Here is a 17,142-nt window from a genome sequence, read left to right as displayed (position 1 = left end):
ACCTTATCGTTCGGTCTTGCACAATGACAAGGCGAATTCCGTAATGAAGTATTTGCGCATGCTGTTCGACAACTTCACCCTGGCATTGCTGGCCGTGGTGTTCATTGCCACCGTGCTGCCGTGCTCCGGCGAGGGCGCCGTGCTGTTCGGCTGGCTGACCAACCTTGCCATCGGCCTGTTGTTCTTCTTGCATGGCGCCAAGCTGTCGCGCGAGGCGATCATCGCCGGTGCCGGGCACTGGCGCCTGCACCTGCTGGTGTTTTCCTGCACCTTCGTGCTGTTCCCGCTGCTGGGCATGGCGTTCAAGCCGCTGTTCGTGCCGCTGGTGGGCAACGAGCTGTACCTGGGCGTGCTGTACCTGTGCGCCTTGCCGGCCACCGTGCAGTCGGCCATCGCCTTCACCTCGCTGGCCCGTGGCAATGTGCCGGCTGCCATCTGCAGTGCGGCGGCGTCGAGCCTGCTGGGGATCTTCCTTACGCCGTTGCTAGTGATGATGCTGCTGGGCGCTTCCGGTGACACCGGTTCGGGGCTGGACGCGGTGTTGAAGATCACCCTGCAACTGCTGGTGCCGTTCGTGGCCGGGCAGGTTGCGCGTCGCTGGATCGGCGCCTGGGTCAAGCGCAATGCCCGTTGGTTGAAGCTGGTCGACCAGGGCTCGATTTTGCTGGTGGTGTATACCGCGTTCAGCGAGGCGGTGGTCACCGGGCTGTGGCACACCGTGTCGCCCCAGCACCTGGCCGGGTTGTTCGCCGTGTGTGGGATTTTGCTGGCGGTGGTGCTGTTGGGCACTCGGCTGCTCGGGCGGGTGCTGGGGTTCAGCGTGGAGGACCGCATCACCATCCTGTTCGCCGGCTCGAAGAAGAGCCTGGCCACCGGTGTGCCGATGGCCCAGGTGCTGTTCGTGGGCAGCGGTATCGGGGCGATGATCCTGCCGCTGATGCTGTTCCACCAGATCCAGCTGATGGTCTGCGCGGTGCTGGCGCAGCGCTTCGCGGCGCGGGATCGCGTAGCCGAGGTGGTGGCCGAGGGCTAGGCGGCTAAGCTGGCTTGCTTTTTGTGGGGGTGATGGGGCGAACCTACCAGAAGCCGCGGGATGCGGCATCTGAGAGGCGTTTGCCTTTATCCAGCTGTGCTTCGGCCTTGAAAAATTCGAATAGCTTGGGATCAAATCCCCAACTGCTGTCCGACTCAACCGTGATACCAAGGTCCAGGCTCAAGGCCTGCCGCCATGTCGCTGCAGTATTGAACTTGGCGGCATTGTTCTCCAGGGCGCGCAATCTGCGAACAACCAGCGCAGTACCAAGCTCCGCAGGGGGCCAATGCGCCTCATCCGCCCCCCATTGCAGCCAGCGAAGCATATCGGGCCATCGCAACGTCAATGCGACCCAGCGCGCATATTGCTCCTGACCTGGCGAGCGCCAGGCAGGGTCGCTTTTGCGTCGTGCGGTGCGCAATGACAGATAGAAGCGGACGAGGTTGACCATGCGTTTCATTTCCCGCGGGTTCCCTACAGCGTAAGCGGCAGTCAAGCGCACTATTGCGCCCACCTCACGGCTTTCAATGAATTCGATATTGGCCTTTGAACTCGCGGGTTCAGTCTTTACAGAAGCAACGGGTTGTTTTTCATTGCGGTTACTGGTGAGCGGGGCTTGCTCGCTTGGCGTAGATGTGGCGGACGCGTCACGGTTTACTGTAACGGCAGGCTCGGACGGCAAGGGGGTCATGAGATGCCCAATGTAACCATCAAATTGCCGGACCTCACAGGGAGGGATGGTGAACGGCAACTGGATGAATTTATCCATGAAGCGCCAGCCTAGTGGAACGGCACGTTCATACCTGGGTAGTTTCAGTCTCACGTCTTCGTGGGCCTTTTCCAGCGCTGCAGCAACCATTTGAGGGTCCATGCCAATGACGAACATACAGCGGTAGGTCTCACTGGCCAGCAACATACTGACGCCCTCGACGACACTGGCCACCTTATTCGGAGAGCAGCGGTCCAAATCGTCAATGAAGATCACCAGCGGCGAATGCTCTGTGTCGCTTTTCAGCTTGGGGACTATATTCAGCACGCGCTTGAGATCAGCATGAACCTGGTGTATATCACCGACGGACTTGGCATAGTCGGGTATCTGTATGTATTCAGCAAGACTGAATGTTGCAGGCTCGTTCAGTGTTTTTGATCGGCTGGTGAAATAGTTGGCAATCAGGTAAACACCGAGAAGAATCTGCGTGACCCCGGCTGCAGTATTGCCGAACTGACTTATCGCGTCCTGGAGCGGCTTGGGTAAAACGGGCGCCACTGCCTCGCTACCATAAAGAGAAAGAATCGCTGCAACGCCCGCCATTGTCCAGCCACGTACTTTGACCCACCACGCATTGATAACTCTGTCATAAAGGCGTTTTCGCACGATGCCATCGTCGATGCGCGCCATTTGCAGCCTAAACAGAAATTTCTCGCGTTCGATCAGCGGTAAACGCTCGGCCACCTGCGAAACGATCGCATCCACCAGCCCCGCCCAAACTTGCTCGGTAGTATCGTATTTCCACGCGTTGAACCAAATGGTCCATAAGCGTGTCGGTCCTTTGCCTCGCACCTGCGAATCTGGTGTGATCGTGAAATTATCTTTCTGCTCAAGGAATTGTAGGACATTACGAATGATCAACCTCGTAGCAGCTGTCGCGCCTGCTACAGAGGGGTTGGGTTGCTCTCTGTTGAGCCGTGGATCAAGTGCTTCACGTACCAACTGCATGAGCGAAGATTTGCCCCCACCCCAAGGTGCCTGAATGCTGATACTCAAGGGGGCTGGGGTCTTGGCGTTAGTTAGAAAATCGGCGATCGCAGAAGCGTAGGTCTGATATCCCAGCCGATCGGTATCAGCGGCAACATCATTGGTGAACCGGGTGTCCACTGTGCCTCGTCGTGCATCATTGAACTCTTTCAGCACGTTCAATGGCTCAATCGACATGGCTTCCAGGATTTTCAGCAGATTACCTTTTTTGCTGTGCAGGAGCGCGTGGACAAGATGACTGATCTGGACGGTGCCCTGTGTCATACCTTTAGCCAGACGGTGCGCTTCATCCAGAACAGCCTTTGCGTTGGCAGTGGCTTCGAGCTGTGCTGGGGGTTGACTGGAAACAGCAACACGCTGCGACGAACCGAAGTAGGCGGACCTTTGACTGGCATAGGAATCACCCGCCAACAGCTGCACGGCGGCGCTGAAAAGTTCGGCATCCATGTCCGCACGGAGCGCAGCTGGCGCTTCCTCGGATTGGCTCTCGGTGAGGGCAAAGAAGATCAACGTTGTAGAGAGTCGCTCCCTTGGCTTGACGGGGACGCGTGCCAACGCCATTGCATAGGCCAAAAGCTCGGTAACTGAGGTTGAGGTTGCTGCAGATTCATCAACTGGAACATAGAGTGAGGCGTGTGCCTGCACAGGTTTGCTGAGCTCACCTATTGCATCAGCGAGGGCGCCCTGTTGAGATTGCGGGATGTCAAGCGGGATGCTGATTACCGCGTTCAACGCGCCAGAGAGGCCAAGGTGACTCGACCTCAAGCAATCCACAGTGATACTCAGGCACATGGCAAGCGAGAGTCCAGCGTCAGCTGTCCACAGCAGTGGCAGCCAAAGCGAGCGCGCGCCTGCCAAGGTGCTATCGGCCAGCGCGTTGGTCAAATTGGCATTTAGTGTCGCCTCTGGACGGAGGCTCGACGCCGTTACAAGAAAACAAAGCAGGCATTGAGCTTCCATCTGAAAATGGTACCCCGACCTCAGCTCATGGGCGCGGGGGGGCTTGATTTGCAGATTGAGCCTGTCAAGGACGAGCTGGCTAAGCGGACTTTGATGGCCGTCACTGCTGATAGGGAGAAACACGACATCCGCTTCAGGAGGCGCCTCTATCTGCACCGAAATAGAGGGGTCGAGCGCGAAACTTTGCCACGTGTTCACCGGCATCTGCCTTCCCCCTGCCTCAGGCCAACTCAATCACTTTCGCACAGGCAGAAGCTTAGCCAGGTTTCTGTGGTTGGCTCACCGCGGGTGGCGGCCTTAAACAACGGCTTCAGGAAGGAGATGACTGTTGGATAAGTGCGATCAAGCTGCAGGTCCACGTATCCGTCAAAGCCTATCGGGTGGCATAAATGGCTGCTCGCTGATTTGAGACAACTTCTAGTGTCCTGTCTCGGAAATACGTTCTCTTTTGGCGAGTGGCTTGGGAGTTCGGCCAAGGCGCCGCGACGAGTCATAGCAGGGCTATGGCGAGGAGTGGCAACGCCGGCCGGGCGCCCAAGACGCCGCCAAAAGTGAACAGCTTATTTCCGAGACAGGGCACTAGCCCAAGGTGCGCTCGATCCCACCCTGCACCAGGCTCTCCATCAATGCCAGCCCCTGGGCTTCGTCTAGCTGGCGCGCGCGCAACAAGCCGGGCAGCTGGTTGAGCAGGGTCGCCAGCACATGCCCGGTGGCCGCCAATGCCGCACCCGCCAGCCGTGCCTGCGGCGCCACCAGGCGCAGCAGGCCAGCCTCATAGCGTTCGCGCAGCAGCGCCAGGCGCGCCTGCTGGGTGTCGCTCAGGCAGCACAGGTCACGCTCGGCCAGGCGGAACTGCAACGGCCGCTCGCCGTGCAACTGCCAATGCGCGGCGATCAGGCAGGCCAGTACCGGCTTGCCCTTGGCCAACGCCCTGCGGCCTTGGTCGAGGGTGGCCTGGAGTTCTTCGTAGAGCTCTTCGATCAGGTCGTAGAGCAAATCCTGCTTGCTCGGAAAGTGGTGGTACAGCGAGCCTGCGGTCAGGCCCACGTGCGCCGCCAACTCGCGCATGCTGACCTGGCCGAAGCCCTTTTCGGCGAACAGCGCCATGGCCCTGTCACGCCGCTCTTCGAAGTTGGCACAGCGCATTGCGGCATTGACCGGGGGCATGGCGCGCTCCTTAGTAAGTGAAGAAGCCGCGGCCGCTCTTGCGCCCCAGGTAGCCGGCGGCAACCATCTCCTTGAGCAGCGGGGCAGGGCGGTACTTGCTGTCGTTGAAGCCCTCGTGGAAGGCCTCCATGATCGCCAGCAGGGTGTCCAGGCCCACCAGGTCGGCCAGGGCCAGCGGGCCGATCGGCTGGTTGCAGCCCAGGCGCATGCCGGTGTCGATGTCCTCGGCGCTGGCCAGGCCTTCCTGGAGCACGAAGATCGCTTCGTTGATCATCGGCACCAGGATGCGGTTGACCACGAAGCCTGGGCGGTTGCCGGCGGTGATCGGGGTCTTGCCGAGTTTTTCGGTGACCAGCAGCGCCTGGGCGTAGGTGTCGTCGCTGGTTTGCAGGCCGCGGATGATCTCGACCAGGGCCATCATCGGCACCGGGTTGAAGAAGTGCACGCCGATGAAGCGCTCCGGGTGCTCGATGCTGGCGGCCAGCTGCGTGACCGACAGCGACGAGGTGTTGGTGGCGATCAGGCAGTCGGCGGCGACATTGCCGGCTACCTGCTGCAGGATGCGTTGCTTGAGCTGCAGGTTCTCGGTGGCGGCCTCGATCACCAGCTGCGCGCTGGCCAGCTGGGCGTAGTCGGTGCTGGTGCGAATACGCGCCTTCGCCCCCTCGGCCTTGTCCGTGTCGAGGGTGCCCTTGCTGACCTGGCGCTCGAGGTTCTTGGTCAGTGTCGCCACGCCGCGCTCCAGCGCGGCATCGGAGACATCCACCAGCAGCACCTGGTAGCCGGCCACCGCGCAAGCCTGCGCGATGCCGTTGCCCATGGTGCCGGCGCCGATCACGGCGATCTGTTCGATAGTCATGCGGGTACGTCCTTACACGCGTTCGAAGACGATGGCGATGCCTTGGCCGCCGCCAATGCACATGGTGGCCAGGGCGTAGCGGCCCTGCACACGTTGCAGCTCATGGATGGCCTTGGTGGCGATGATCGCGCCGGTGGCGCCGACCGGGTGGCCAAGGGAAATGCCCGAGCCGTTGGGGTTGACCTTCTCCGGGTCGAAGCCCAGGGCGCGGGACACGGCGCAGGCCTGGGAGGCAAAGGCTTCGTTGGACTCGATCACGTCCAGGTCGCTGACTGCAAGGCCGGCTTTTTCCAGCACTTTCTGCGTGGCCGGGATCGGGCCCAGGCCCATCAGCGCCGGCTCCACGCCTGCGTGGGCGTAGGCCACCAGGCGCGCCAACGGCTTGAGGCCCAGGCGGCGCACTGCGTCACCGGTAGCCAGCACCAGGCCGGCGGCGCCGTCGTTGATGCTGCTGGCGTTGCCGGCGGTGACGGTGCCGTCCTTCTTGAACACCGGCTTCATGGCCGCCAATTGTTCGGCGCTGACGTCGCCGCGCACGTTCTCGTCGACCGCGAACTGCACGACGCCTTTGCGGGTCTTGATCTCGATCGGCACGATCTGGTTGTCGAAACGGCCTTCGGCGATGGCGCGGGCGGCGCGGCGCTGGCTGGTCAGGGCCACTTCATCCTGCATCTCGCGGCTGATGCCGCGCTCGGCGGCGACGTTCTCGGCGGTGATGCCCATGTGGAAGTGCTCGAAGGGGTCCTGCAGCACGCCGACCATGTAGTCGACACCTTGCAGATCGCCCATGCGCGCGCCCCAACGGGCTTGCGGCAGCAGGTACGGGCTGCGGCTCATGGCCTCGGCGCCGACGGCCAGGGCGATGTCGCTGTCGCCCAGCAGCAGGCCCTGGGTGGCCGAGACGATGGCCTGCAGGCCCGAGCCACACAGGCGGTTGACGTTGAAGGCGGGGACTTCTTTCGGTACGCCGGCGTTCATCGAGGCGACCCGGCCCAGGTAGGCGTCGCGGGGTTCGGTGGGGATCACGGTGCCCATCACCACGTGGCCGATCTGCTCGGCGCTCACGCCCGCGCGCTCGATGGCGGCGCGGCTCACCTGGGTGGCCAGGTCGGCCAGCGGCAAGTCCTTGAGCGAACCACCAAAGCTGCCGATGGCCGAACGCACTGCGCTGACGACGTAGATTTCTGTGCTGCTCATAAAGGCTCCGTTTGCAAAGACATGGCGGGGCGGGGGCAGGCTCTGCGAGAATGGCCCGCCTCAGGGTTTGTACGAAAAGTCGCCGAGCGGCGACCAGGCAAGGCGAAAACAGGCGAGGAAGCGGAGTTGACTGGTTGTCAATGAGCATTCCGAGCCTGTTTTCAACGCAGCATGATCGTCGCGCAGGCACTTTTCGTATAAACCCTAGGGTGGATCGAGTCTAGGCAAAGGCTTACAAGCGGCCTATGCCGGATCTGTTCAGTCAACCTGGCATTTTTTGCCACTCAGCATAGACAGCGAACCCTAGCCATGCGCGATAGCGATACGGTCGCGGTGTACTTCCTCAACGCCATGCTCCACGCCCTGCGTGAACGCCCGCAGGCGCGCGACGCCCACCTGCGCGCGGTGGGCATCGACCCGGCATTGCTGGCCCAGCCCCAGGCGCGGGTGCCGGCCAAGGCTTTCGCCCAGCTGTGGCTGGCGCTGATTGCCGAGCTCGACGACGAGTTCTTCCACCTCGACAGCCACGGCATGCCGCTGGGCAGTTTCGCCCTGATCTGCCGTGGCCTGATCCAGGAGCCCAACCTGGAAAAGGCCCTGCGCCAATGCCTGGGCAGTTTCGCCCTGTTCCTGCGCGATCTGCGCGGCAGCGTCACCGTGCGTGGTGCGCGGGCGGTGGTCAGCGTGCAGTCGAGCATCGAAGACCCACTGACCCGGGTCTACGCCGAGGAAACCTTCCTGGTGCTGGTGATCGGCCTGCTGTGCTGGCTGGCCGGTCGGCGCATCGCCATCGACCGCACCGAGATCGCATTGCCGCGCCCGGCCCAGGAGGACGATGCCCTGCTGTGGGGGCCGGACCTGCGCCTGGGCAGCGGCCGCACCGAGGTGGAATTCGACAGTGCCTGGCTGCGCCTGCCAGTGATGCAGGACCTGGCGGCACTGAAGACCTTCCTGCGCAGCGCACCGCAGGGGCTGGTGATCCGTTTTCGCAACCAGAACGGCCTGGTGGCCGAGGTCTACCGCCACCTGCGCGCGCGGCATTACGGGCAATGGCCGACGCTTGACGCCATGGCCGAGCGCCAGGGCCTCAGTGCCAGCAGCTTCCGTCGCCAGCTGGAGCGCGAAGGGCGCTCGTACCAGCAGATCAAGGACGAAGTGCGCCGGGCGATGGCCTTTGAACTATTGCGTGAGGGCTGCCTGAGCATCGCCGAGATCGCCGAACAGACCGGCTTCCAGGAACCCAGCGCGTTCCACCGGGCGTTCAAGAAATGGACCGGGCACAGCCCCGGCAGCTACCGGTCCAGGCTAGCGGGGGCACTGCGCCAACGAGAAGGTCTGTAACGGGCCGGGCTGGCTGATTTTTGTCGCGTGCCCGGCAGCTGATTAAACATTGCGTTTTTTTCCCCGGCAATTATTTCGGACGCGTCCGGCATACACGCCGAGTGAGTTTTCGTAGGCTGCGACCCTTGTCTACAAGGAGTTCAGCCCATGGCTTTCAACGGATACATGAGCATCAACGGCAACCGGCAAGGTTTGATTTCGTCGGGCTGCAACACTCAAGCGTCCATCGGCAACCGGTGCCAGGTCGCGCACCAGGACGAGATCATGGTGTTGTCGTTCAGCCACGGTATTTCCAACCCGGACAACACCCAGCGTGGTACCCACCAGCCCGTCGTGGTCACCAAGCTCATCGACAAGGCCACCCCTCTGCTGGCCCAGGCCGTGGACAGCCGGGAAGTGGTCGATTGCGATATCCGGCTATACCGCGTTCATCCGGCTGGCCACCGGGAAAAGTACTTCTCCGTAAGGCTGGAGGGGGCGGTGATCGTCGCCCAGGACCTGGAAGTACCCCACGCCGTGCTGATGATCGACCAGGAGGCGCAAGAGCGCCTGTGCATCAGCTACCGCGCCATTAGCTGGATTCACCACGCGGCGGGCACCACGGGCTACGCGACGTGGGGAGAAATGCCATGAGCCAGAAGGAAGAATATGGCGAACGGCTGGATCATGAGTTCTGGGAGGTCAATGCGGCAGCCTCCCGGTTGATCGGCTACGGCTGCGGGGTCAGCGCGCGGCATTTGCAGGATCGGCGGTTGCGGATGCAGTTCAACCGGGAGCTGGCGTATTACGCGCGGCGGGTTGTAGATGATGTGTATGAGCGAAAGATCAGTGCAGAAGATGGGCTGACAGCGTTGCATGAAGAGAAGCAGAGCCTGAAGTCACAATCATCCCGAATCTTTACTCAGTCATTAGGTGTCATTGGCGGCGCAGGGCAGGTTATTACTGGCGTTGGCATATGCTACGGATCACTGGGCTTATTGTGTGCGATCGCGGGGGGGCCATTGATCGCACATGGCGGAAATAACCTATATGAAAATTCACTAGGGCTCTATGAGGGGCGTAGCGATGTGGAGGGCCCGGTAAGGGAGCTTTATCAAGGGGCCTCAAAAAAACTGGGTTACACGGAGCGCGAAGGGAATCTGGCCTACCTGGCTAGTGATGTATTGTTGTCAGTGGGGGCGTTGGGACGGCCTGTAATAAAGCCTGACGCCTGGAGGCTCTATAAATATTATCGATTTGATAAAGAGATGGCTGTGCGTCAGATGGGTAAAGGTGCACTCGTTGTAGAGACGGTTGTCAATGCCAATACGAGTCACCAGTTTTATGAAGAGCTAAAGAAATGACACTCTGGCAGTTTCTTCTGGTTGTCTTTGTTGATGTGGTTGTCACTCGCTGGCTGAGGAGAACTTGGTTTTCTGGAGTTGGGGGTGTTCAGCAGTTATGTAGTTATTTGTTTGCTTCTGTTGCGGGCGGCTTTTATCTGATAATTATAAATGAAGGTACAAGTATTTATGTCGAGCTTGATTATGGAGATTACTTCTTGCGCGACCTGATGACGCTGCAAGGCGTCTGCTTGGCTATGATTCTGTTTCACGTGTGGGCCACGCGATTACGCTGAATTTATCAGGTGTCTCTGGGCGGGGTAAGGAAAGTATCGTTGGAGCAAGGGTTTGCTATGGGGCACTTGGTTTGTTATGTGCTGCTGTCGGCGCACCATTGATCGTCCATGGAGGGAATAACCTGTATGAGAATGCAAGAGGGTTATATGAAGGGAGGCGTGACGTGGAAGGCCCGGTCAGAAAGGGTTACCAGATGGCCTCGGAGCGTTTGGGTTACAGCGAACGTGAAGGTAATTTAGCCTACTTGGCAAGTGATGTAGCACTTTCGATAGGTGTTTTGTTCCGGCCGGTACCGCGGGCGGACGCATGGAAACTCTTCAGGTATTACAAGTTCGACAAGGAGATGGCGATACGTCAGCTGAGTGCATTAGGCCTATCTGTTGAAGGCACTACAAGTGGGTCAACTGCCTATCAGTTTTACGAAGAGTATAAAAAGTGAGTGTGTTTGTTTTTGTTGTTGTCATTGTTATAGATTTTTCGAGCACATTAGTACTCAGGCGCTATCTTCTGCTTGGAGCGGGGGGTGTGCTTCGGGAAATGGTGGCCTATCTGCATGCGGTCTTGTCGGGAGGGTTTTACGTGACGCTGCTAAAGGATAGTGATCTGTTTTTTGTAGAAATTGATTATGGCGATAATTTCTATCGGGATTTGGTTGTTCTCAATGGTGGGTCGCTGTTCATGATTTTATTTCACGGTTGGTCAGTGTCGGTTCGGCCCAGATGATCTGCGTATGGAGTACAGGGAGTGACTATGCCGGGGTTGTTGCTGTTTATTGCGGCTGATGTATTGTTTACGCTCTGCTTTGCTAGGGTCGTACTCCGCTGGAGAGCGTTGGCGGTAGTGATGACACTGTTCAGTATAGTAATGATGGCTATTTATCTTAAGTTGCATGGGGGCGGGTTTCGTTAACTATTCATTTGATTATGGTGACGGGTTTAGGCGGGAGCTCCATGTTGTAGTGGCCTTGAGCGTTGTTATGATTTTGTTTCATGCCTGGTTTGTCTAGAGGTTCGACAAACGGTGCGACTACTTGCCAGCTTAATAAGGAGCAGAAAAAGTGAGTGTAGTGGAATTTGTTCTCCTTGTTTTGGTAGACGTGCCGGTGACTCTTTTTCTGGTGCGTCATTTGCTTTCCGAAACAAGTGGCGTATTCCGCGTTTCATTAGCTTATCTGCATGGCATTCTGATGGGCGGTTTTTACACGCTTCTTCTGAAGGATGATAAGGGTTTTTTTGTGGAGATCGACTATGGAAGTAACTTTTATCGAGATCTGGTAGTCGTGCATGGTGGGGTCGTGATCATGGTGCTCTTTCACGCGTGGTCGATTTCGCGAAGACGTAGGCGATAGGTACGTTAAAGGCTTGTTTCACATCTGGGCTTTGAACGCCCGCCGTGATTACTGAACACGTGCCTCACCAAGAGCAAAAAGGAACCGCGGCGCCAGGGAGAGCGAACACCGCGGTTCAAGGGGGAGCCGGTCAGTGCTGGTTGACGGTGGCCAGGTTGGCGTTGCCGTACTGGCTGATGGTGGCGGTCTGGCTGGCGCCGCTCTGGTCGACGAAGGCCTGGTTGGTGTTGCCGCCTTGGGTTACGTAGGCAACGTTGGCCACATCGGCCTGCTTGATGGTGGCCTGGTTGCCGCTGCCGTACAGCTGGTAGGTGTAGCTCTGGTTGCCGCTGCCGGACTGGTCGAGGGTGATGGTGCCGCCGTTGCCGGAGGCCACGCCCTCGGCGTAGTTGGCGGTGCCGCGCTGGTCGGCGATCAGCAGGTTGTCGCTGCCGTTCTGCTCGAAGTACAGCTCGTTGTTGGTGTCGGCCTGCTTGGTCTCCATGCGGTTGCGGTTGCCGTTCTGGTTCAGCACGGCGAGTTGGCCGACCCCCTCCTGAGTGAGGTTGACGCTGTTCTGGTTGCCGTTCTGGTTGATCTCGGCGCGCTGGTCGCTGCCGAACTGCCCACCGGGTTTCTCGCCCTTCCAGTTGCTGGCCATGATCTTGTTGCCATTGCCCTGGGTGCTGATGCTCAGGCTGTGGTTGTCGCCGGTCTGGTAGGTGAAGTGCAGGTTGTTGTTGCCCACCTGGGAAATGCTGGTGACCGACTGGTTGGTCTCGAACTGGTCCGACCAACTGGCGTTGGCGCGGCCGGTCTGGCTGAGGCTGGCGCTGTTGCTTTCGCCAAAGCTCTGGTCGATGTACGCCTCGTTGAGCTGGCCGTTCTGGTAGACGCTGGCCTGGCTGTCGGTCTGGTTGTCCTGCCAGACTTCCACCGAACCACCGGTGCCGTACTGGTCGATACCAATGGTGCCCCCGTAGCCTTCGCGCTGGTCGCCGTAGGCCCAGTTCTGCTTGCCCTGCTGGTAGATGGCGATGTCGCCGTCCTGGTGGGTGAGGTGCTCGGCGGCGGCCTGGTTGTCGCTGCCGGCCTGGTTGATCAGGCTCTTGTTGTTGCTGCCGCTGAACAGTTGCTCGATGGTGGCATCGTTGCGCTGGCCCGACTGCTGGGTGGTGGCCTGGCTGCCCAGCTGGGTGTCCTGCCAGATCACCGAGCGGTTGCCGGTGCCATCCTGCACCTGCAACGCCTGGTTGCTCTCGCCCACCGACTGGCTGGCGAAGGCGTCGTTCAGCGTGCCACCGGACAGCTGGGTGATCTGGCTGCCGTTCTCGAACAGCTGCTCGGCGTAGCCGGCGTTGAACGAGCCGGTGGCGCTCTGCAGCACGTCGCTGGTGCTGTTGTCCTGCACCGCCATGTGGTTGTGGTCGTGGCCGGTCTGTTGCTGGGTGACCGAGGCGAACGACGCCGCGGTCTGTTTGACCTCGGCGATGTTCTTGTTGCCCTGCTGGGTCTGGTTCGAGCTGCTGTCGTCGGCCATGGCCTGGCCGGCGAAAGCCAGGACAATGGCGGCGCTCAGAGGGGCGAGCTTGTACATGGTGGAGCCTCCTGGTCTTGCGGTGCCGTTATCGGTATTGGGTGATGTGCACGTGCTGGCCATTGCCGGCCTGGGTCACGGCGCTGTTCAGCCCCGTGCCGCTCTGCTCGATGGTGGCGTTGTTGTGGTTGCCGATCTGTTCGATGGCGGCGCTGTTGCCGCTACCGTTCTGGCGGATCGAGGCGTTGTTGCCGTAGCCCTGCTGGTTGATCGAGGCCATCAGGTCGCTACCCTGCTGCAGGATGTACGCCTCCTGCGCGCTCCCGGCCTGGACGATCTGGCCCAGCAGGGCCTGGCCGCTCTGGTCGAGGGTGGCGCGGTTGCCGTTACCCTGCTGCTCGATCACCGCTTGCTGGCCGGCACCGGCCGGCAGCAGGCGGATGATCAGCGGCTCGCCGAGGTCGCTGCCGGCCGCAAGGTCGGCGTTGTCCATCAGGTCGTCGGCATGGGCCTGGCCGGCGAGGGCCAGGCACAGCAGCAGCGGGTACAGGCTTCTCATGGCGTTCTCCCTGGCCTACTGCACGGTCACGTTGACGGTGCGGGTGGTGCCCTGGCTGCTGGTTACCGTCGCCGTCGGGCTGGCGGTCGGTACCGCAGTGGTGCTGTTGCTCACTGCAAGGCGCCAGCGGCCGGTCACCGGTACGGTGGTGGTACCCAACGTTTGCACGCCGGTGGTGGTGGTCACCCGCACGGTGATGGTGTTGCCGGTGGTCACCGAGGACGTACCGCTGATGTCCCAGTTGAAGCGGTTGTTGGAGCGTGCGGTGACGGTTGCCGCGGTGACCGCGAAGGTCTCCTGGGCCGGCCGTGGCGACACCTGCACGGTGACGGTGCCGGGCGTCGACAGGGCGCCGACCGAATCACGCACGATGTAGGTGAAGGTGGTGCTGAACGCCGTGGTGACCGTGGCCGGTGGCGTGTAGGTGATGGTGTTGCCGTCGGTGCTCACCGTGCCGCGTCCGGTCGGGGTTGGCTGGGTGACGCTGGCGATGCTCAGCGGCAGGTTGTTTTCCGGGTCGGTGTCGTTGGCCAGCGCGTTGATGGTCAGCGGTACGCCCAGGGTGCTGACGCTGTCGGCCACCGCGGTAGGGGCGCGGTTGGGCGCGATGTTGACGGTCACCGTGGCCGGCTCCGACTTCAGGCCCTTGGCGTCCACGGCGCGGTAGGTGAAGGTGGCCACCTGCGGCGTGGTGGCCCCGGCCGGTGGGGTGTAGGTGACGGCGGTGGTGCCGCTCATCACCACACCGCCCAGGCCGGTGCCCGGTTGGGTGAGGTCGCTGATGGTCAGTGGCAGGTTGCCGTCCGGGTCGCTGTCGTTGGTCAGCAGGTTGAGGGTGATCGGCACCCCGACACTGGTGCTGGCGCTGTCGGCCTGGGCCACGGGCGGCTGGTTGCCGGCGTCGACCGGCGCGTTGCCGACCACCACCACCGGCTCCACGTCGCTGCCGCCATGGGCGGACTTGACGGTGATGCTGGCGGGCGGCTGGGCCAGGTCGTTGATGGTCAGGTTCTGTTGCACGCCGGACTTGGACATGCGCCCGTACCCCTGCACCAGCAGGTCGGGGATCACCACTTCGTCGCTGGAGCGCGCTTCGACCACCAGGCGCTTGTTGGTCCAGTCATAGCGCGCGGTGCTGACCTTGACCACGTCGCTGAGCTTGCTCGACAGCGCGGTTGGCCGGGTGGTGCCGGCCGGGCTGCTGGCGGTGACCACCACCACTGGTGGTGGCGCGGCCTGGCTCAGCTGCTGGCTGAAGAACAGCCCGCTGTTGTCGGTCAGCAGGCTGAACTGGCAGGGCGAGGGCGGCGAGCCTACCAGCGCCAGGCCGTTACGCAGGCACAGGCTGGCGCTGTTCGGCGCCTTGGCGAAGACTTCCACGCGGGTGCCGGCACCGTTGCGCGAGTAGGTGGCGCGTTCCAGCGTGACCGGCGTCTGGGCACGCTGGTCGAGCACCTTGCCGGAGACGGTGAAGGCGTTGGTCTGGATGGTCCCGGCAGGGCCGGCGATACGCACGAAGTTGGTGTTGTTGGGGCTGCCGGTCACCGCTTCGGTGATGTTCGGGTCGCCGACGAAGGTTTCGGTGGCGCCGGTGTCCGGGTTGACCTCAGTGTAGGGGGCACCTGCGCCACGCAGGAACGGCCCGATGTTGCCGTTGAGCACGCCGCTGAAGTTACCCTGGGCGCCGATGCCGATGTCGCGGGTGATGTTGACTGCGCGGCGGCCCACCTGGTTGGCGGCGATGGTCACGGTTTCCACACCGTAGGGGTGGGTGATGGTGTAGGTGCCCGCCTGCGGTATCGAGGCGCGGATGCGGATGCGGGCAAAGCTCTGCTGGTCGCCGTCGACCGGGTTCTCGGAGGCGAATGCCGCCTCGATGCCCGCCACATAGACTTCCAGCTCGTAGCCACTGTTGCCGACCGCCGGGATCGAGGTCTCGGCGAGGAACCAGAACATCTCCGGCGGCCAGTTGTCGGGGAACACCAGCGGCAGTGCATCGTCATACACGCCTGGCTCTGGCAGCAGGGTGCACATGTAGGCCGGTGCGCCCGGCGCACCCGGGTTGCGCGAGCTGGTGGCGCGCGACTGGCACAGCTCCAGCGCCAGGTTGTTGGCGTCCTTGTACCACATGGGGTAGCCCCCGGTGGCGAAGGTGTAGGGGCCAGGGTCGACCTCGGACAGCGCGGCCCAGGCCGCACTGGTCACGGTAAGGGTGAAACCGGCGGCGCATAGCGCCCGGCGTGGCCACGTATTCATGCTGCCTCCTGGAAGTCTGTTCATGGCACCAGCACCACGTCTTCGCTGTCGCTGCCGCCATGGGCGCTGGTGACCTGCACCTTGGCCGGCGGGATCGGCGACAAGCCGGTGCTCAGGGTCTTCACTGCGCCGTTGCCGCTCAGGTTGCCGATCAGCGCGCCGTTGCCGGTACGTGCGGTCAGGGCCGGCGGGCTGGTCTCGTCGCTGCTGCTGGCCACCAGGGTCAGCTGGCCGCTGGCCAGGCTGTATTCGGCGCGGCTGATCACCACCAGGTCGGTCAGCGCCATGGGGGTGGTGGTGGGGCTGCTGGTAGGGATCGCCAGGCTGTTGTCGGCGGTCACCTGCAGGGTCACCGGCAGGGTCGGGTTGAGTGGCGACTGGGCGTACCAGGCTCCGGTGCTGTTGGCTTCGCTGAAGGCCAGGGCCGGGTTCTGGCTGGTGAGGCTGACGGTGGCAGGCGCCGGTGGGGCCATGACGAACACATCCTGCTGGGCGCGCAGGTCACCGTTCTCGGTATGCCGCGAGTAGGTGCTGCGTTGCGGGATCAGCGGGGTTGGTCGGTCGACCGTGGACAGCTTGCCGGACACGGCGAACAGCTCGGTGCGGATGTCCAGGCCGTTGGGGCCTTCGATGCGCACGTAGTTGGTGTTGAACGGGCTGCCGGTCACGCGCTCGTTGAGGTTGGGGTCGCCGATGAAGCGTTCGCTGGCGCCGGTCGAGGGGTTGGTCTCGGTGTAGGGGCCGTTGACGCTGCGCAGGAACGGCCCGAGGTCGCCCTTGAGCGCGCCACTGAAGTCGCCAGCACCGGCAATGCCGATGTCGCGGGTCATGTTGATCGCGCGGCGGCCTGCGGCAGGCACGTCGAACACGTCCACGCCATAGGGGTGGGTGATGGTGTAGGTGCCGGCCGCCGGGACATCCACACGGATCCGCACCCGGGCGAAGCTGACCTGGTCGCCCTCGACCGGCTCTTCGGCGGCGAAGGCCGCTTCGATGGCCGATACATAGGTCAGGTCGATGCCGCGGGCGGCGTCCACCAGGGACGTTTCACCGGTGAACCAGAACGCTTCGTCAGGGAAGTTGGTCGGGAACACGATGGGTTGGGTGTCATCGAACACGCCGGGTGTGGGCAGCAGCGTGCACATGTACGAAGGTGCTCCGGGGGCGCCGGCGACCCGGGAACTCACGGCCTTGGTCAGACACAGGTCGAGGGTGCGGCCGTGGCTGTCCTGGTACCAGGCGGGGAAGCCGCCATTGGGGGCTATTGGGTAGGGACCGGGGTCGACCGCGAACAACGCAGCCTGTGCCGGTAGCTGGAGCAGGCCGGCGACGATCGCGATGGCCAGCGGACGGGGTGTCGGTCGGTGCATGAGTCGATTCCTCCTGCAAACGGGCCCATGGGTTGGGGCGTCTGAGGAGGGATCGGCAAGTGTTGTGCCAGGTTTTGTCGGATGCTATGCAGGCCTTGTGTGGCAAGGGTTGCAGCGTTTTGTGCTACGTGTTCGCCGATGCGTGCGGGTGGGCGGGTGGA

Annotated in this window: 16 protein-coding genes; 8 read left to right on the top strand and 8 right to left on the bottom strand. The window is 62.0% G+C overall.

Annotated elements, in window-relative coordinates:
* Positions 1 to 43: 43 nt before the first annotated feature.
* Positions 44 to 1,033: a bile acid:sodium symporter family protein gene (locus IX761_RS07025; protein ID WP_194788884.1), complete on the top strand. Its 990-nt coding sequence runs from the start codon at positions 44 to 46 to the stop codon at positions 1,031 to 1,033.
* Between the two features lie 43 nt (positions 1,034 to 1,076).
* Here the strand turns inward: IX761_RS07025 and IX761_RS07020 are convergent, their stop codons facing one another.
* The 4 genes from IX761_RS07020 to IX761_RS07005 all read right to left on the bottom strand — a co-directional run bounded on the left by IX761_RS07020 (position 1,077) and on the right by IX761_RS07005 (position 6,972).
* Positions 1,077 to 3,953 carry a KAP family P-loop NTPase fold protein gene (locus IX761_RS07020; RefSeq protein WP_194788883.1) on the bottom strand — a complete coding sequence of 959 codons (2,877 nt, stop codon included), beginning with the start codon at positions 3,951 to 3,953 and terminating at the stop codon, positions 1,077 to 1,079.
* 375 nt (positions 3,954 to 4,328) lie between these two features.
* Positions 4,329 to 4,916 carry a TetR/AcrR family transcriptional regulator gene (locus IX761_RS07015; RefSeq protein WP_194788882.1) on the bottom strand — a complete coding sequence of 196 codons (588 nt, stop codon included), beginning with the start codon at positions 4,914 to 4,916 and terminating at the stop codon, positions 4,329 to 4,331.
* Between the two features lie 10 nt (positions 4,917 to 4,926).
* Positions 4,927 to 5,775 (bottom strand): 3-hydroxybutyryl-CoA dehydrogenase, encoded by an 849-nt coding sequence (locus IX761_RS07010; RefSeq protein ID WP_194788881.1) that lies wholly within the window; start codon positions 5,773 to 5,775, stop codon positions 4,927 to 4,929.
* Positions 5,776 to 5,787: 12 nt separating this feature from the next.
* Positions 5,788 to 6,972, bottom strand: a complete 1,185-nt coding sequence (locus tag IX761_RS07005) for an acetyl-CoA C-acyltransferase family protein (protein WP_194788880.1) — start codon at positions 6,970 to 6,972, stop codon at positions 5,788 to 5,790.
* Between the two features lie 309 nt (positions 6,973 to 7,281).
* Between IX761_RS07005 and IX761_RS07000 the strand changes: the two genes are divergently transcribed.
* The 7 genes from IX761_RS07000 (at position 7,282) to IX761_RS06970 (ending at position 11,280) form a co-directional block, all read left to right on the top strand.
* Complete coding sequence (locus IX761_RS07000) at positions 7,282 to 8,313, top strand: AraC family transcriptional regulator (protein WP_194788879.1); 1,032 nt, start codon at positions 7,282 to 7,284, stop codon at positions 8,311 to 8,313.
* A gap of 147 nt (positions 8,314 to 8,460) precedes the next feature.
* Positions 8,461 to 8,946: an Hcp family type VI secretion system effector gene (locus tag IX761_RS06995; RefSeq protein WP_194788878.1), complete on the top strand. Its 486-nt coding sequence runs from the start codon at positions 8,461 to 8,463 to the stop codon at positions 8,944 to 8,946.
* Positions 8,943 to 9,656, top strand: coding sequence for a DUF4225 domain-containing protein (locus IX761_RS06990; protein WP_194788877.1), 714 nt, complete (start codon positions 8,943 to 8,945; stop codon positions 9,654 to 9,656). The genes IX761_RS06995 and IX761_RS06990 overlap by 4 nt, the downstream gene beginning before the upstream one ends.
* Entirely contained in the window at positions 9,653 to 9,931 is a 279-nt protein-coding gene (locus tag IX761_RS06985) for a hypothetical protein (protein ID WP_194788876.1), read from the top strand. Before IX761_RS06990 ends, IX761_RS06985 begins: the two co-directional genes overlap by 4 nt.
* A complete protein-coding gene (locus IX761_RS06980; RefSeq protein WP_323744561.1) occupies positions 9,910 to 10,371 on the top strand; it encodes a DUF4225 domain-containing protein in 462 nt (153 codons plus the stop codon). Before IX761_RS06985 ends, IX761_RS06980 begins: the two co-directional genes overlap by 22 nt.
* Positions 10,368 to 10,655: a hypothetical protein gene (locus IX761_RS06975; protein ID WP_323744560.1), complete on the top strand. Its 288-nt coding sequence runs from the start codon at positions 10,368 to 10,370 to the stop codon at positions 10,653 to 10,655. The genes IX761_RS06980 and IX761_RS06975 overlap by 4 nt, the downstream gene beginning before the upstream one ends.
* Positions 10,656 to 10,989: 334 nt before the next feature.
* Positions 10,990 to 11,280: a hypothetical protein gene (locus IX761_RS06970; RefSeq protein WP_323744559.1), complete on the top strand. Its 291-nt coding sequence runs from the start codon at positions 10,990 to 10,992 to the stop codon at positions 11,278 to 11,280.
* 130 nt (positions 11,281 to 11,410) lie between these two features.
* Here IX761_RS06970 and IX761_RS06965 read toward each other — a convergent pair whose 3' ends face one another.
* The 4 genes from IX761_RS06965 to IX761_RS06950 are packed head-to-tail and all read right to left on the bottom strand — an operon-like array spanning position 11,411 to position 16,981.
* Positions 11,411 to 12,856: a curlin gene (locus tag IX761_RS06965; RefSeq protein WP_194788875.1), complete on the bottom strand. Its 1,446-nt coding sequence runs from the start codon at positions 12,854 to 12,856 to the stop codon at positions 11,411 to 11,413.
* Positions 12,857 to 12,884: 28 nt separating this feature from the next.
* A complete protein-coding gene (locus IX761_RS06960; protein WP_194788874.1) occupies positions 12,885 to 13,355 on the bottom strand; it encodes a curlin in 471 nt (156 codons plus the stop codon).
* A 15-nt stretch (positions 13,356 to 13,370) separates the two neighbouring features.
* Entirely contained in the window at positions 13,371 to 15,611 is a 2,241-nt protein-coding gene (locus IX761_RS06955) for an Ig-like domain-containing protein (protein ID WP_194788873.1), read from the bottom strand.
* Between the two features lie 20 nt (positions 15,612 to 15,631).
* Positions 15,632 to 16,981: a hypothetical protein gene (locus IX761_RS06950; protein ID WP_194788872.1), complete on the bottom strand. Its 1,350-nt coding sequence runs from the start codon at positions 16,979 to 16,981 to the stop codon at positions 15,632 to 15,634.
* Between the last annotated feature and the right edge of the window lie 161 nt (positions 16,982 to 17,142).

The sequence above is a fragment of the Pseudomonas sp. UFMG81 genome, from assembly GCF_015354575.1.
Lineage (GTDB): Bacteria > Pseudomonadota > Gammaproteobacteria > Pseudomonadales > Pseudomonadaceae > Aquipseudomonas.
The sequence above is the reverse complement of the archived record's forward strand: the minus strand, read 5'-3'. Positions and strand labels throughout refer to the sequence as shown.